The 14,397-nt window shown below is 54.1% G+C and carries 13 protein-coding genes; 2 read left to right on the top strand and 11 right to left on the bottom strand.

Going from position 1 to position 14,397, the window contains the following annotated elements; genetic code table 11:
- Positions 1–69: 69 nt before the first annotated feature.
- The 5 genes from Dform_RS03015 to Dform_RS11785 all read right to left on the bottom strand — a co-directional run bounded on the left by Dform_RS03015 (position 70) and on the right by Dform_RS11785 (position 5,440).
- Positions 70–1,212, bottom strand: coding sequence for a radical SAM protein (locus Dform_RS03015; RefSeq protein ID WP_076003703.1), 1,143 nt, complete (start codon positions 1,210–1,212; stop codon positions 70–72).
- Between the two features lie 81 nt (positions 1,213–1,293).
- A complete protein-coding gene (locus Dform_RS03020; protein WP_076003704.1) occupies positions 1,294–1,593 on the bottom strand; it encodes a hypothetical protein in 300 nt (99 codons plus the stop codon).
- 27 nt (positions 1,594–1,620) lie between these two features.
- Positions 1,621–3,165 (bottom strand): reductive dehalogenase, encoded by a 1,545-nt coding sequence (locus Dform_RS03025; RefSeq protein WP_076003705.1) that lies wholly within the window; start codon positions 3,163–3,165, stop codon positions 1,621–1,623.
- 139 nt (positions 3,166–3,304) lie between these two features.
- Positions 3,305–5,080, bottom strand: coding sequence for an adenosylcobalamin-dependent ribonucleoside-diphosphate reductase (locus Dform_RS03030; protein ID WP_076003706.1), 1,776 nt, complete (start codon positions 5,078–5,080; stop codon positions 3,305–3,307).
- A gap of 189 nt (positions 5,081–5,269) precedes the next feature.
- Positions 5,270–5,440 (bottom strand): DUF2795 domain-containing protein, encoded by a 171-nt coding sequence (locus Dform_RS11785; RefSeq protein ID WP_225973741.1) that lies wholly within the window; start codon positions 5,438–5,440, stop codon positions 5,270–5,272.
- Here Dform_RS11785 and Dform_RS11545 point away from each other — a divergent pair.
- The gene (locus tag Dform_RS11545) at positions 5,358–5,756 is read left to right on the top strand and encodes a hypothetical protein (RefSeq protein WP_225973760.1); all 399 of its coding nucleotides are present in this window, start codon (positions 5,358–5,360) and stop codon (positions 5,754–5,756) included. The two genes, Dform_RS11785 and Dform_RS11545, sit on opposite strands and share 83 nt — an antisense overlap.
- Here Dform_RS11545 and Dform_RS11790 read toward each other — a convergent pair.
- Both Dform_RS11790 and Dform_RS03045 read right to left on the bottom strand, forming a co-directional pair.
- The gene (locus tag Dform_RS11790) at positions 5,682–6,056 is read right to left on the bottom strand and encodes a response regulator (protein WP_076003708.1); all 375 of its coding nucleotides are present in this window, start codon (positions 6,054–6,056) and stop codon (positions 5,682–5,684) included. The genes Dform_RS11545 and Dform_RS11790 overlap by 75 nt on opposite strands.
- A 273-nt stretch (positions 6,057–6,329) precedes the next feature.
- Entirely contained in the window at positions 6,330–6,995 is a 666-nt protein-coding gene (locus Dform_RS03045) for a DUF502 domain-containing protein (RefSeq protein ID WP_076003709.1), read from the bottom strand.
- Between the two features lie 403 nt (positions 6,996–7,398).
- On the opposite strand from Dform_RS03045, the gene Dform_RS03050 reads away from it, so the two are divergent.
- Positions 7,399–8,586, top strand: a complete 1,188-nt coding sequence (locus tag Dform_RS03050; RefSeq protein ID WP_076003710.1) for an MDR family MFS transporter — start codon at positions 7,399–7,401, stop codon at positions 8,584–8,586.
- Between the two features lie 67 nt (positions 8,587–8,653).
- Here the strand turns inward: Dform_RS03050 and Dform_RS03055 are convergent, their stop codons facing one another.
- The 4 genes from Dform_RS03055 to Dform_RS03070 form a co-directional block, all read right to left on the bottom strand.
- A complete protein-coding gene (locus Dform_RS03055; RefSeq protein WP_076003711.1) occupies positions 8,654–9,328 on the bottom strand; it encodes a response regulator transcription factor in 675 nt (224 codons plus the stop codon).
- Between the two features lie 13 nt (positions 9,329–9,341).
- Positions 9,342–11,825 (bottom strand): PAS domain-containing sensor histidine kinase, encoded by a 2,484-nt coding sequence (locus tag Dform_RS03060; protein WP_076003712.1) that lies wholly within the window; start codon positions 11,823–11,825, stop codon positions 9,342–9,344.
- Between the two features lie 267 nt (positions 11,826–12,092).
- The gene (locus Dform_RS03065; RefSeq protein ID WP_145925521.1) at positions 12,093–13,058 is read right to left on the bottom strand and encodes a DUF3641 domain-containing protein; all 966 of its coding nucleotides are present in this window, start codon (positions 13,056–13,058) and stop codon (positions 12,093–12,095) included.
- A complete protein-coding gene (locus tag Dform_RS03070; RefSeq protein WP_076003714.1) occupies positions 13,033–14,382 on the bottom strand; it encodes a TIGR04283 family arsenosugar biosynthesis glycosyltransferase in 1,350 nt (449 codons plus the stop codon). The genes Dform_RS03065 and Dform_RS03070 overlap by 26 nt, the downstream gene beginning before the upstream one ends.
- Between the last annotated feature and the right edge of the window lie 15 nt (positions 14,383–14,397).

Here is a 14,397-nt window from a genome sequence, read left to right on the forward strand (position 1 = left end):
AAAACGGCACCTATCAAGGAAGCGATCGAAAGAATCAATGCGATAACAAACATCTCAGAATTTCTCCATCTAGGCAGCGATTTTATCCGGTTCCTTTGCGGCCAGGACAGGTGGGGAGACATTCCCCTGGATCTCGCCAAGACCGACGGGGAAGGCACTCGTGACTTTGTATTTGAGTTCCTCGTCTCCCCTGAAGAAGAAGACCCTGCTGAGGTGTTTCCTGGCGGCTTCAGCGGCGCATTCCATTTCGGCGGTAGTAGGACGCCGCCACGGGTTATCACCAGCCTTAAAGTAAGGCAGGATGACGAAGAGCATGTCATTTTTGACAGAAGCGACATGTTCGGCGATCCGCTCGATTTCGTCGATATCGATGTAGCCGGGAATATAGACCGATTCGACGAAGGTGTCTTTGCCAGCGGCCACGAGTTTATCCAGGTTCTCAAGGATGAGGGTGTTGGAAACCCCGGTGTAATCGATGTTCAAATGATCGGAAACAGCCTTGATGCCGATCTCCACCCGGTCCACATGGCTCAGGTCAGGCAGCTGCAGTCCGTTAGAGAGAAGTAAATTCTTGGAATGATACCGTTCGTGGAGCAAACGGGTGATGGTGGCAAATTCAGGATCGAGGCCTGCTTCCTGCCCTTCCAAGACGACCGAGGTGAATTCGTATTTATCGAGGATTGCCATGAGTTCATCGATAGTCAGGAATTTCTCAGGTACCGGAGCGATACCGGTAGGATCTTCCCGGTGAGCGCCTAAAAAGTCGGGAAGCATCGGGGAGTAGATGCGGCGCTTGCAGTAACAGCCGCGGCATTCGATGTTGCAGCCCCAGAAGAAGAGGCAAATCTCCTTGAGTTCCGGGGTGTAGGCGATGTGGTAAACACGGGTCAGGGCCGATCCGTCATGGTAAACCCCGAGCTTTTTGAACTCACCGATGATGAGTTCCGCGTTATCTTCGAAGGTGACCAGGGGTTCTACCTTGAACTCGGAGAGGCAGTACATCGGGAAATCGATCAGGTTTTTAATGAGTTCTTCGTGGGATGACACGTTGAAGATCAAGAAACCGCCGCCGGCAGCGAAGCTGTAGGCGCTTTCCAGGATGCCTTCGGATTGCTTCTGCCTGATCCATTCCTCGCTTTTGCGCAGGAACATGACCTTGGTATTGTAGTCCTCGGGATATACTATCTGTTTGCCGGTGGCGTAGTATTTCATTTTATTCCTCGACATTTGCGACTGGTGCCGTGAACCTGGGTTGAGGTGGAGGGATTGTTCCCTCCACCTCAACCATTTAAACTAAACCGCAGCTTTTGCCTTGCGGCGCATGATCAGCGCGCCCGCAATAGCCAGAATAATAAGAGCCGGGATGCCCATGAAGGTGAGGAACATGGTGGCAGCCTGATTCTCAAATTCCGAGATCGATCCGAAGTAGTTCTGAAGGGCGAACATGCCCATCAGCAAGCCGACGCTGATGATCGCCCAGTCATACCACTTGGTGACCATACCTTTGGAGCGCAGGAAAATCCCAAGGACAGCCATCAATCCGACAAGGATGGCAGCGATTAGAAACCAGTAAGGAGCCTGATAGATTGTCATTTATATTTCTCCTGTTTTTTGTGTTGATTACCGGCCTTTTGTCGCCGTACCGGCGGTGTCGATACCCATGACCGGGAGGTTCATATCCCACCAGTCTTCCGGGTTGTCCATGGCGCCGTAACCAAATTTCTCGCCCATGGTGGCAAAGAAACTGTTGAAAAGAGAGGTCTGCGATATGGTCTGCTTGACCAGAGCGTGGACCATGGCGGCGCTATCGATGGAGAAGGTGCAATAACCCCAGCACTGGCTGCAGCCGGAAGCCTCGGAGCGATACTCCTGGCAGCGGACATAGTTGTTCCACAGCATCTTGGGTCCGAGGTTGTGGAAGGTGCGGGCTTTGCCCTCGAAGTTTGGCGGTTCGTATGTCGCGACGTTGCTGCCCTTGGCCGTTTCGATACAGCCGGCGGGGCAATTGATGGCGCAGAAGCCGCAGGTCTGGCAGAATTTCCACATGCCAGCGTCGATCGGATTGGTTGGCGCCAACTCCAGATCAGTAACAAAGGTGGTCGGATACTGAGCTGGGCCGAATTCCGGGGTCAGGCCGTAGTTCTGCTGGCGGGATGATTCTTCACCGCCAACCATGACGCCGGCGCCGTTCACATTGAAGATTTCGGTCTGATGACCGGTGTTGGAGCAGCTCTGGTAGCCCAGGCTGCGTACGAAACGGTGCAGGCCGCCGTAGATGAAGTCGGAGAGGGTGCCACCTGTGCCGTTGGGACCCGGGAAGCTGGTAGTGTAGTAGCCCTTGGATGCATTAGGGGTCTTCAGGAACTGGCGGGCAACGGGCGGGCTGGCCCAGATGACCGACCTGAAGCTGGAGGGAATAACCATCTTGCCTTCGGTGGATTCCAGATCCACGGGAGCGGGCACATTCTCAACGGTGTACTTCAGGGAATTCTTCTCCGTGGGAAGGTTGCTCTCATAGGTACCGCCCTTGTACTCGGCAGTAGCACCCTTGGTGGTGTAGGCAGTCAACATCTTGCCCTGCCAGAAGTCATCGAATTCGGCGTAACCGGTATGGGAGGCGCCGTAATACCGAAGAGCCGCGTTCATCATCTTGGAGGCTTCTTCCGGGGTGCCGGTCCACTTGGTGGTGCCGAGGTCAGAGGGAGTTTTGGAGGGTGAATAGGTTCCTGTGGTTGTAGCTTTGGGACCAGTCCAGCTCTTCGCCCAGTCGAGGCGCATCAGAGCTGCGCTGGACATGACTCTCGACCGCAGGGTGTAGCCCGGGGTCTCGAAGGTACGAGCGTCGGAGATAGCCTTGCCTTTGGCGGCAGCCGCGTCCCTGCGGGCCCAGGTTTCGGTATAGTATGATTTGCAGAGGGTGGTCTGGGACTGGTAACGCCGGTCATACCGCTTGAGGAGCGACTGGTCGATCTCTGTAGTCGGGTTCAGCAACGGGCGTTCCTTAACATACCAGGGACGTTTGGGGGCGGCACCGCTGGAAGCAGCAAGTTCGTCGAGGTCATGGAAGGTGGGCGCGACTAAAGCGGCGGCGCCGATTCCAGCCCCGGCCAGGCCGAGATTTTTCATGAAATCACGGCGGGATACGGTTCCGTGGAATATAGACATGTGATTCTCCTGTTCTAATTATTTACCGGTCTATCCCGATTGCCTTTCCGGTCTTTCCCGGTGCCGCCCGGTCTCTCCCGGGCGTCAGACTCATCCTGCCTCCAAAATCCTCATGTCAAGAACCCGATATCAGCACTCATTACCCAACGAACATTCGGTCGACGAGTTGCATGCCTTCTTCACTGGTGCATAGTGGTTGAAGGTCCCGGCTCTGGTCCCGGTAAACGGTAATGCCCTTTAAACCCTGCTCGAAAGCCATCATAAAAACGCGGGCGATGTCCTCCCGGGTGGCACTTTTGGGGAAATTGACCGTCTTACTGACAGCATTATCGATGTGCCTTTGGAACGCCGCCTGGATGCGGACGTGCCAGTCGGGCGAAACCCGATGGGCGGTGACGAAGACTTTTCGTACGTCCTCGGGGACCTCTTTCCGAATGTGGAGGTGGTTTGAGGTCACCAATTGCTCGATAAGTTCCCGGGTGTAGAAGCCGCGCTCGCGGGCCACTCTCTCAAAATACGGGTTGATCTCCAGCAGGTTTTCACCGTCGAGAATGTTCCGGACGAAGACTGCCGCAAAGATCGGCTCGATGCCGGAAGACACTCCGGCAATAATGGAGATGGTGCCGGTCGGGGCGATAGTGGTACAGGCGGCATTCCTCATGGGGAGGCCGCGTTTTTCATAGATGCTGCCGGACCAGGCAGGGAAGACGCCGCGCTCCTGGGCTAACTGGTGTGAAGCTTCCCGGGCTCGCCGGGAAATGAACTCCATGAGTTCTTCAGCGATCCCGATAGCTTTGGTGGAGTTGTACGGAACACCCAACCTGATAAGCATATCGGCAAAACCCATGACTCCAAGCCCAATCTTCCTGGTCTTCCTGGTGATCTGTTCGACCAGGGGAATCGGGAACCTGTTGACATCGATGACGTCATCAAGGAAACGGACGGCCACCGGCACCAATTGCCCAAGGCGTTCGTAATCAATGCAGAGCGAGCCATTTTCTATCTTCAGCATGGCGGCAAGGTTAATGGAGCCGAGGTTGCATGATTCGTAAGGCAACAAGGCCTGTTCGCCGCAGCCTGTGATTGTTTCCAACCTTCCGAGCTCCGGGGTGGGGTTGTCGCGGTTGATGCGATCGATGAAGACAAGACCGGGATCGCCGGTAAACCAGGCCTGGTCGACGATGCGATTGAAGACTTCAGCCGCGTTCAGTTTCCCGACTGGTTCGCCGGTATTAGGGGCAACCAGCGTATAATCCTCGCCTGACCTAACCCTGGCCATAAACTCATCGGTGACCGAAACTGAGTTATAGAAATTGGTCAAGGTGTTGGGGTTGCTCTTGGCGCTAATGAAATGGAGGATGTCAGGATGAGTGACACTCATCACAACTGAATTGCAGCCGCGCCTTACTCCACCCTGCCGGATATAGTCTGCCGCCCCGGCGAATACATGGATAAGCGCGACCGGTCCACCGGCAGCATCCAGATGTTCACCCACGGCGCTGCCTGTCGGCCTGATATGAGACACGTTGAAGCCGATGCCGCCGCCGCTTTTGTGGATCATGGCGGTGTATTTCACGGCATCGAAGGTTTCTTCCAGCGAATCTGGTACCGGCAGAACAAAACACGATGCAAGCTGACCGGCTTCGGTTCCGGCGTTCAGAAGGGTGGGGGAATTGGGCAGGAATTCAAGAGAGGCCATGACCCGGTAAAATTCATCCGCAACGCCATCGACATCCGCTTTAGGGTTATAACCGCGCTCAGCCGATGCCACAAAACCGGCGACCCGGCGGAACATCTGCGCCGGCGACTCGATGATGCTACCTGTCCGGTCGCGGCGCAAATAACGCTTCTCCAGTACCCGCAGGGCATTGGGTTCGAGCGTCGGCGTGATATCTTTTTGTGTTGCCAGGACCATTTATTCTCCTTAAAAGGGAGCACTCATTAAATCCGGCAAGCCTCGCGGTGAACCCCGATTACACCCAGGGAGGCCCACGGGAGGGGTTTCACAGCACTATTAAGCCGGACTGGTCGCAACAGCCCGGCGGCCCTGGTTTCCCCCACCGAGAGGCTTGCCTTCAAGGAATATTCCTTTGTTAAAAAAGCTTCAATCCTGTCCAAAAAAGTACGAACTGGTAAACACGGTGAAACTCACATCTCCGACAGATCGGAAATTACGGAGGGGCAAACGGTTATTGAAAAAGGCCATAACATTATCCGGCGCGGCATTTTTCTCGGCGTTGGCCAGGACCTCCGGCTTAGTAGCCGGAAAAGTCAAACCATTGAGGAAAAGCGCGATGGCGTCCGAATTCACCACCGTTTTTCCGGCAGGAGTGGAAACGGGTTTGGCGTTGACCCAAGAAATCGGTCTTTGCAGCCTAACCATTCTTGAAACCATAAATATTTTCTACGCCCTTCAGCCGGAAGACTCGTTCCTGATCTTGGCGGCAGCGATAATTGACACGGCCAGGATGAACGCGGTTAACGCAAGCATGACTATCATAGAATGTCTTCTCTGGTCATTTGGCCAGCCTTATCTGGGCGGCGGCTTCCATGTGAAAAATCATGTCGATTATCTCGACAGGCTTAAATAAATAATCCTCTGCCCCGCTCGCCAGCGCCCTAGCGGTAAGTGTTTGATCACTTTTAGGGTCGGACAAAACAAGAATTGGTATATTGGTATCGTTCTTTACCGATTGAATGAGACAGCACGGGTCGATACTTGCTATGCTGGTATCGACGACAGCCAGATCGCAATCCCGGGCGCCGGTCCATGATTCCCGGGTAAACGAACTGGGGACGATCAATCGCCCGGAACTGGGCCAACGCATTCTTACGGCGGTGTTAAGAAGATCAAGGACCGCTGAATCACAGGTTGCCGCCCATACTTTCATTAGCTATAAGTTTAGTTGAGCTAAGTGAATTTTGGCCGAAAAAATAGTTACTGAAAGTTACGGCCGATCTCCCATAACGGTTACAGTATTGTGGTAAGATGGTGAAAAAAAGTTACAAAAATTAAATAAAATAATGGCAGAAACCGGACATGCCCGTCAGCCTAATGGGAAACTCCGAATGACTATTTTCTCAGTTCGCTTCCTTTGAGCTAGGAGCACTCAGGAATTTATCGATATTTGTTGGGGAACAATACAGCGTTAATGAATATTAACTTATCTCATTCCCGGTGATCTGACATCGCCCGATCTACGCATCGAGATCTGCTTTGGCGATAATATTCCCCAGGAAATGGTCATTTCGATCGCTTTAAGAAACGATACGTCAGTATCGAGGATCTGATCCCTGGAGGCAAGAATCCACATTCCGGTGTGGGGTAAAGGGGTGGTGGGCAGGAATACGGTCACGAACGGGCTACCGTCAAGATCCTTGACCTTATTGGTGATGAACCCCAGGGTGAAAACCCCTTTCCGGGGATATTCAAGAATAATGACCTTCCGGAAGCCGCCTCTGAAGGCCCCGGGGACTGAGATGGCCTGAACCGCCTGTTTGGCTCCGGAATAAATCTGTCCCAGCACCGGAAGCCGTTGAACCAGATATTCACCGAACCTGACAATGCTGTCCCCGATGGTATTTGATGTTACAACCCCCACAATGAGGATCAGTATTAGCGTCAGCAAAATGCCGAGGCCGGGGAAGCTACGACCGAAAATGAGGTTAACCAGGGGCCGGAGGATACCGTCGGCAATATCGAATAGCCAGACAATTCCGAGGAAAATCAGCGCGCCAGGCAAAATGACTACCAGGCCGGCAAGGAAGGTTCGCCCGATGTTTTGAAGCCAGGCAGTGCCGTTATGTGTCGTCATTTCCGGTTCAGCCAATATCGCGCTCCATTGACTCCTAGGTTGCCGCATCATTATAAACGCTTTAGCAATTAAGGTGCATACTTCGGTATAAAATTCAAAATTCGCCGGGCGCGGTTGATTTGTCCAGCAAAAAGGCTAAGCGCAGACTCATGACTCACAGGTTTCACCTTCACCGACCAGAATCAGGGCGCCGGAAATACACCCGGGGTAGCATGATATATATCTGAAGTACAAAATAAACTGGCTTTCCGGGCGTTGCTAAATGCGTTTGCTGGGAGTACACTGGGTAGCATTTTTCGATACAAAAGAAATACTTGGAACTAATCAATTGACGGATTCTCCATACCCTCAATATAAATTACCCCAAAAAGGGCTGTTTTCAAACCCGATATTCAGGCGTTTTCCGCCGGGCGTGTGGATGGTTACGATCATCGGCGTGCTGAACTCGGCCAGTTTTTCTCTTTCACTCCCGTTCCTGTCGCTCTACCTCAATACTCAACGCGGCGTGTCGATGGTGATGGTGGGATTGATCATCCTCGGGAGTGGCTTGATAGCCTCGGCAGCCCAGATGGCGGCCGGTATGATGTCGGACAGAATCGGCAGGAGACCGATCATCCTGGTGAGTATGGCACTGGCGGGGTCGCTGTTCGTGGTCATGGCGATTCTGATCAACGCGGTCGCCCCGGTATGGGCTATCGTTGCCGTCTATTTCCTGGTGCGCTGCGGGCTTATGGCGGCACGGCCGGCTACGCAAGCACTAATTGTTGATCTGATGCCGAAAGCCCGGTTAGCCGAAGGTTACGGCATCCTTCGCATGGGGCAAAACCTGGGCTTCGGATTCGGCCCGGCGATCGGGGGATATTTCTGGGCGATTACATCTTACGCCTGGCTGTTCGTCGGCGCCGCGGTTATCAGCGGCATCTGCCTTTTTGTCACCGTTACCCATCTCAAAGAAAGTCACGTTGGCGGCGGGACCGAACAGGTTAGTTTTGCTGCCGCCCTGTCCACGGCCAAGGACAGGACGTTTTTGGTCTTCACCATCATCAGTGTCATCGCTTTCATGGGTCTCGGCCAGTTCATTAGTACGATGTCCGTTTATACGGTGGAACGAGTCGGTTTTTCTACCGTCCAGTACGGCTCTCTTTTGACTTTGAACGCGATAATGGTGGTGCTGCTGCAGTATCCCGCCACCAGATGGATAGGCAAACTGGACAAAGCGACGGCGCTGCTTCTGGGTATGTCCGTGTACACCCTGGGATATCTTTCAATGGGTTTCGTCGGCCCCTACGGAATGGCCCTGGGTGCGATGGCTATCATCACCGTGGGCGAGGTTTTGTTTTCTCCGATGTCGATGGCGGTGGTAGGTGAGTTGTCGCCGAAGAGCTGGCGGGGACGCTACCAGGGTTTTTACGGGTTATCGGAGACCCTGGGGGTATCTCTGGGACCGACGCTCGGCGGGTTCTTGCTCGATTCAACGGCGCCAGACGGGCGGTTGTCGGTCTGGCTGCCTATCGCTTCGGTTATCATGTTCGCCGGCCTGGCTTTTTACGCCTGGGGTAAGAAATTGAGGCCTTCGGCTGCCGGCGCAATGGCAACTCAGGACTAGTTCGAAAATCGAAAACGAGTTGGGATTCAAAGTCCCAACTCGTTTTCGATAGGCACCAACCATCAGATCATTTTTTTATCAGGTAACCGGTACCGGATTTGGTCATGATGGAGCCCTGCATACCGATAGCTCCGAGTTTCTGCCGAAGATTGCGCATGTGTACCCGGATGGAATTGGCGGCATCCGCCGGAATCTCACCCCAGATAGACATCGAAAGGTCGTTATGGGAAACGGGTTTGCCCATGTTCTGGGCCAGGCAATACAGCATTTTGCCTTCGGTGGTGGTCAGCTTAACGCTCTGCTCGCCACAGGTGATCTGCCGGCGTGAGGCAGAAAAATGGAACTGTCCCAGAGAAATCGGTGAGCCGCTGTCACCTGCCCGCTGGCGGCGCAGCAGAGCCTTGGCGCGGGAGACAAATTCCATCTGGCGGAACGGTTTGGTGATGTAATCGTCGGCTCCCAGCTCCAATCCCCGAACCACATCCGACTCTTCGTCACGTACGGTAAGGATTATTACCGGAACACTCGAATGGGCGCGGACCTCTTTCAACATCTCCAGGCCGCTTTTATCAGGCAGACCGAGGTCAAGAATGATCAGGTCGGGGTTTTCCTTGTCGGCAAGTTCGATGCCCTCCTGGGCGAGCCCGGTAAACACAATCCGGGAATCAGGCCAACTCACCCGCAGGCACAGACTCACCAGTTCGACGATGGCGCCGTCATCTTCCACGATCAAGATTTTCATGCCATTCTCTCCTTTACGATTTACTACAGGGTACCTTGAAATAAAAAGTGCTGCCTTTACCTATGGCGCTTTTCAGCCAGATCTGACCGCCGTGCAATTCCACGAACATTTTCGCCAGGGCAAGGCCCAACCCAAGACCGCCGAGGCGTTTTTTATCGGTATTCTGTCCGCGATGATACGCCTCGAAAATATGGGGAAGGTCAGCGGTCGATATACCGGTGCCGTCATCGGCTACCGCGATTAAGGGTCCGTCAGCCTCTGGGCGGACCGATATTTTGACATGGCCGCCTTTGCGGCAGAACTTGAACGCGTTAGACAGGAGATTAGATACCACCTGGCGCAAACGGTCGGGATCGGCGCTGATCTGGATCGGCGTCTGGGGTAAGTCCAGTTCAAGATGGATCCCGCGGTGAGCGGCTTCAGGCTGGACGTATTCCGCGATCTTTGCCAGGAGGCCTACAAGATCGAAAGAACGATAGGTGAGACGAAGCGTGCCGACTTCACCTCGCGCGAGGTCCAGCAGTTCGTTGATCCGTTTTTCCATATTCCGGGCGCCGGCTTTGATGTTGTGGGCAAAGCGGCGGGCTGTTTCATCAGTCAGGCTGGCCTCAAGATAATCGGAAGCGGTCAAGAGCGGAGTTAAGGGGGTTTTGAGCTCATGCACCAGCGCCCGGGTGTAGAGCGAACGCTCTTCAATCTGCTGCCTGAGGGCGCTTGAGAGGGTTTGTTCCCTGTCGAAGAGCAGGCGTAAATCATTCTCGGCTTTCTGCCGCTGGATTATCTCCGAACCTAATGCCTGTGTCCTAACCGCAACCATATCCTCAAGCCGGTGCTGGTAGCGCTCTATCTCTGCCTGGGAGTTTCTTTGCTCCGTGGTGTCACGGACGATGTTAATGGTTGAGAGCGAACCGTCGGGGTGACTTTGAAAGGTTTGGATCAATTCGCAAGGGAAAACCTCTCCACTCTCTCGGCGCTGAAACGTCTCAGTGCGAAGTCCTTCGGCAGCTTTTCCACCGCGAATCGCCACAGAAAGGCGGCGCGATTGAGCCAGGTACGAAGCACGATCTGGAAACAGGAAGCCGGGAGTCCGTCCGAGGCACTGCTCGGCGGCATAACCATACATTTCTATCACCCGGCGATTGACGTATTCAATGCGATTCCCCGGCCGCCGGACGACAAAAATAGCATCGGGCAAGGAATTGTTCAATTTTTCCAGCCGGTCCAGGCTCTCCTTAAGTTGCCGCTCAACCGTTTTTCGGCTGGTGATGTCAAGACCGTAGAGGTTCAGGAAACCGTTTTCTTTGTCCGGAAACAGAGTCAGGGCGTAGGCCGTACCGCCGATCTCAATCTCCGTTTCGAATTCTTCTCCGGTTTTCCAATTGTTTGAGGCCCGTTCAGGCCACGGAGAAGGAAGGACATCGCCAATACTGACTCGCCACTCCCGGAGAAGCGGTACCGCGGCAGGATTCGCAAAAAGGATCACTCCTTTATTTGAAAGCCGAAGGATCGGGCTTGGGTTGGACAGCGCAAAAGCGGCTAAACTGCGGATCTCGGCTTCCTGTTCCAATCTTTTTCTGATGTCGCGAATTACAGATAATATTACCGGTTTGCCGTTCAGTTCGAACCTATGGGCGGCCACCTCCGACGGTATGGGTTGTCCCGATTTGGTGCGGTGAACGAGTTGGACGGTCAAATGCCCGGTCCTCTGGAACGTCTCGGAGCTGACGTTGGTCTTTGCATAACTTTCAGGCGTGTTGAGGTCGCGAGCCGTCAACCGAAGCATCTCATCGCGGGTGTAACCGTATCTATCGCAGGCGACCTGGTTTGACTCGATAACCCGGGTTTCACCGCCGGAATCAGGAACCTCCCAGAGGATGATGGCATCGCCAGTGTTATCGAAGAGGGCACGGAAGCGCTGTTCGCTATCGCGGAGCGACTGGGTAAGACGCACCCTCTGGATGGCATTGCCCAGCACGAGGCCGATCTTTTCAAGCTCGCCGACCAGACTGGCCGGGACCATGTTTTCACGCATGTCTGCCACGTGGATCAGGCCAAATATCGATGTCCCCGATCTTATCGGAATCAGAGCGACAGATTCATAGCCGTGAGCATTGCAGTCATTGCGGGGCTGACCCTTTTCATCATCCGAAACCGTGGCCCGAAAATCGCTCCTCCGGTTTATGAAGAAAGAGCCTATTTCGGTATAAAACGGTTTCGAAGGATCAGTAGTGCCGGCGATAACATCGGTGCATATGCGCCGGTCAATACCAGTCACCGGAAAGTTTTCGAGTTTGAAGGAATCCTGGCAGAATCCTTCGAAAACGGCGCATTCGGTGTTCTGCTCTCCATCCAGCACCAAGATTCCAACCGCAGAGCAACCGGTCAGTCCTTTGAACTCTGCAAGGAATTCAACCAGCAGTGGTCTGATCTCGACATGCCGGTTAGCGATCGCAAGAAACTTGTAGGCGGTTTCCAGTGTCTGTCCTGAATGGAGCATCGCCATCGCCAAGGGTGTGCCTTTTTTCTTAATGATTTGAAGCTATTGTAACGTTTTAGGCGCAGGTTGACAATAGTTTCATGGTAAAAATCCATGGTATATTTGAAAAAAATAATTAGGCCAAGGTTATGAAAAGCATACTTCGGCCACGCATGGCTGCCGGCGCTTCAATTGGATTTCCGTTAAACGAAGCTCCCGGCGATCCAACCCCGATTTTTTATGGGCATCGATTCAAACTGCCGGCACGGGCAGTGGATTTTCGCCCGCTCAACCACTGCCTGCCCCTGCAATACAGCCATAGCAATGCTCCCCAAATCTGATATCGCGGGCCAATAGCCGATCGAGGTCGAAGGCGAAAATGTCTCCTACGGGTAATCCGAGCGCGAAGTTGAAATCACAGTCATAAAGCCGGCCATCGATCCCGACGCTCAAGCGCGACCGGCACAGGGCGCGTTCAATTGACAATTCAATGGCTGACCGGCGCAGGCTATTTTCAGTATTACGTAGTCTGCCCCGGCGCCGAAGGGAGACGGCATGCCGCCCGATAATCAGGTTGGTCACGGTCAAGATTCCATCAATCATGATGCCAAATTCGCCCAGCCTACTTTTGAAAAGCTGTTCGAGCTCAATTCTGCCGGAGAGGGTCAGCGGCTGGTCCGAGTTCACAACCAAGATCAGAGCCAATCCACGAGTTCCGTAGCCGGCCGCGTTCAGCAGCCGCAGGGACTCGATGCTTTTTCGGAAAACCCCGCGCCCCCTGACGGCATCGGTCGGTCCCGCCTCCAAATACGGCAGGGACGCTAAAATCTCCACCTGGTTGTCAGCGAAAAACTGCGGCAGCGCCAGCTTTGATTCGCCCGTAACCGGATTGCCATCGAGGGTAACAGTCAGATTATGACGGACAACCACCTTTTTACCCATCTCCGTGAGCGCACCGACAATCCGTTCGAATCCGGGATGAAGTTCCGGGGCGCCGCCGGTGAGATCCACGGTTCTGATCTGTTGGAATTTTTCGAGAACCCTAAGGCACTGCTGAATGATGTCATCTGTCATGTGGATTCCGGAGTCTGGCGAAGCCCGGACATGGCAGTGGGCGCAGCGTTGATTGCAGAGGCTAGTGATATTCAGCCACAGGGAATCGACCGTCTTCGGTGACGGATTTAAGTGCCGTGAGTTCAGCCAATGGACGAACGCCGTATCCGGTGTATCAAGCCGCAGCATAGTCGTGCCCAAAGGTATCTCCGATTTCCGGTTGACGGTTATTCCCGTCCCGGCCAGCCTTCCACATGATCCAGTCTTCTAAAGTATCTATATCTAGCAGCTCTGGCAGAATTTCGACCGAAAGCCCCGCTGCCCTTATATTACCCTGCATCTGGGCCAAAACCGAGGATGAACTCCAGGCGATGTTCTTGAACAAAAAAGGTGAAGACCGTTTCAGGCCAATCAAGTAGAAGCCGCCATCCGGAGACGGGCCAAGCACAACATCTTTTTCCTCTAAAGCAGCGAACGCGGTCTTTATGTGGCGTGGTCTGAGGTCCGGGATATCGCTGGCGATGATCACTACCATGGCCGCACTTTTGGCAAAAGCCATGTCGAATCCAGCGGTAAGCCGGACCGCAAGGTCCCCCTCTGGTTGGGCAAGGCTTTCGAATCTGCCGCCCGCCCAAGATGAAATGCGGCCGCAATCGGAGGCTTCGGCACAATAAAGGTACCTGGCGATAGCATCGGGCAGCGCGGCGGCAGCGCCAAAAAGAGACTCCGCGCAAAAGCGGTAGATTTTTGCCGCGGACTTCTCACCCACACCTGAAGCTAGTCTGGATTTGACCTTCCCGGGTTCCGGATAACGCACCATCATCATCAGAAAACACTTACTGGCGCGATCGGAGGTACGCTCGTAGGCGAGGGACAAACCTTTGGGCGCGGCACCGGCCAGATAGTGCAGCGTTAACAGGATGTTTCGAAACGTTTGGCGGCAGATTCCGGTATGCGTGAACCGGCGCGCCGATGTGGTCACATATAACGGGAAGAGTATTACCCGGGTCTTACGGTTAGCTTTACGCAAGAATTCAAGGTCCTCAAAAAGAGGCTGATCGGGAAAACCGCCCAGCTCCATGAAAACGGTGCGGCGGACGGTAATCGATGAATCCCCGAACCGGAACCAGTACGGCCTCACCCCGGAAAGCCGTTCCAATAACTTTAGCAGCCAGTGGCGGGAATCGAACTTAAGATGGAACACGCCGATTTCTGTTTGGGGGTCCCGGAAAAAGGCTGCCAACCGGGCAAAGGCGCCTTCGGGCAAGAAGGTATCGGCATGCAAAAAGACGAGGATATCACCCCCGGCTACCGCTGCGCCGGCATTCATCTGACCGCCGCGGCCAGGCGAAGAGGAAATAACTTTAGCGCCCCTGCCGCGGGCAATCTCGGTCGTAGAATCGGTGGAGCCGCTGTCGGCAACGATGATTTCAACGTCCGGACCGAGTTTGCGGACACCATCTATACACTGACCGATAATGCTTTGTTCGTTCAAAGTTGGGATGATTACGGAGAAAAGGGTCATCCTGCGCTCCATGAC

It is taken from the genome of Dehalogenimonas formicexedens, assembly GCF_001953175.1.
Classification (GTDB): Bacteria; Chloroflexota; Dehalococcoidia; order Dehalococcoidales; family Dehalococcoidaceae; genus Dehalogenimonas; species Dehalogenimonas formicexedens.